Below are 1,720 nucleotides of genomic sequence, written 5' to 3' on the forward strand. Positions count from 1 at the left end.
AATCCTGAATATCCTCAGGGAGAGCCAGCTGCGGGTGAGGACGATGGCGGTCGCCCATGAAAAGATATACCAGTCAAAGGCCATATCCAGCATAAACCTGGGGGAATACCTCAAAACACTTGCAGATGAGATGGTCACACTCCAGTCAAGCGAAAGAAAATTCATCGAACTCGACGTTGAATACGATGATATCATGGTGGAGATGGAGAGATGCATCCCACTTGGCCTTATAACAAATGAGATAATCACAAATTCGCTGAAACATGCATTCACAGGTGAAAAGGGTAAGATTAGTGTATCAATCAAAAAAACCGGTGATAACTGTGTCCTGGAGATATCTGATAATGGCAGGGGCCTTCCAGCCGACTTCAACATGGATGAACTCACATCCCTTGGAATGCAGCTGGTGGCAAACCTTGTAAGGCAGATCGATGGCGAACTTCAATACGGAAACCGTGATGGGGCCTGCTTCAGGATAACCTTCCCGCTTATTGATCGCGGCTCATAATCACCACCTTCTGCTGAGTACTGGCGCTTTCAGTTTAACTGTTTCTTCCCATACCACCCAGTATCAGTGAGTCCTCAACCTTTGCAATGAATGACCTCATCCTGAGGACCTTATCAGGGCTTGTTGATACAGCATCAACACCCATCTCAACGAGTTTCCTTACCAGAACATAATTTGTTGCAGCGTATCCGGCAGCATATACCTCCACACCCCTTTCATGACACGCACCAACCACCTCCTCAACCATCCCGAGGACAGCGGGGTGTGATAGATTGAATATACCTGCAACACGGGTGCTTCTCCTGTCAGCTGCAAGACTGCACATGGTGAGGTCACTGAGGCCAAGTGAGACAAAATCCACACCTTCATCAAGGAGTTCATCCATCTGGAGGGCCATGGATGGGGTTTCAACAGACGCACCCACCATGAGGTCCCTGTGGGGTCTTATGCCTGATTCATCAAGGATCTCAACTGCCTGGACATATTCAGGGATATCCCTTATGAAGGGGAACTTCAGCTGAAGGTTACCGTATCCTGAATCCAGGAGATTCCCCACAGCCTCAAATTCTGCTTTCAGGACATCAGTATCCCTGAGATCCCTTTTTATGGCCCTCATACCCATGAAGGGGTTCCTCTCATGGGGTTCAGTGGATCCACGGAGGTGTGTGAGTTCATCTGTTGGAATGTCAAATGTCCTGAGGCATACCGGTTTTGGCTGGAATGCTTCAAGTATCTCCTCAAGACCCCTTTCAAGAACCCTTGAGAGTTTACCTTCCTTCAAAAGCAGGTAGGGGTGCTTTCCTGTTTCTATGACCATATTCTCTATCCTTACAGAACCAGCACCATCCACAAATTCAGCAACCCTTGCTGCGAGCCACGGAAAATTCAGGTTCACCATGACCTTTGTGGCTGTCTCATGGACCCCAATTACATCATCCCTGGACGCCCAGTCCATGACGCCCCGGTAGATGTTTCCTGTTTTACCATCCACCGTGACTATCATACCCTCCCTGAGAACTCTGGTGGCATCCTCTGTTCCAAGTACGCAGGGTATTCCAAGTTCCCTGAGTGTTATTGCGGCGTGGCTGGTGAGTCCACCATAATCTGCTATAACAGCGGCGGCCCTTTTGATTTCAGGCAGCATATCCCTGGCTATCTTTTTGAATACAGCCACCTCTCCCCATTCAAGGCTGCACGCATCCTCAGGGTTCC

The 1,720-nt window shown here is 49.0% G+C and carries 2 protein-coding genes; one reads left to right on the forward strand and one right to left on the reverse strand.

All coding sequences use genetic code 11. The features are described from left to right. The coding region (locus ACPLJI_RS09010; protein WP_424741279.1) for a sensor histidine kinase at window positions 1-508 on the forward strand (508 nt) is incomplete at its 5' end. 34 nt (window positions 509-542) lie between these two features. Here ACPLJI_RS09010 and ACPLJI_RS09015 read toward each other — a convergent pair. Beyond that, a partial coding sequence (locus ACPLJI_RS09015) for a putative PEP-binding protein (protein WP_424741280.1) occupies window positions 543-1,720 on the reverse strand: 1,178 nt, incomplete at its 5' end.

This window comes from Methanothermobacter sp. (assembly GCF_049720995.1).
Classification (GTDB): Archaea; Methanobacteriota; Methanobacteria; order Methanobacteriales; family Methanothermobacteraceae; genus Methanothermobacter.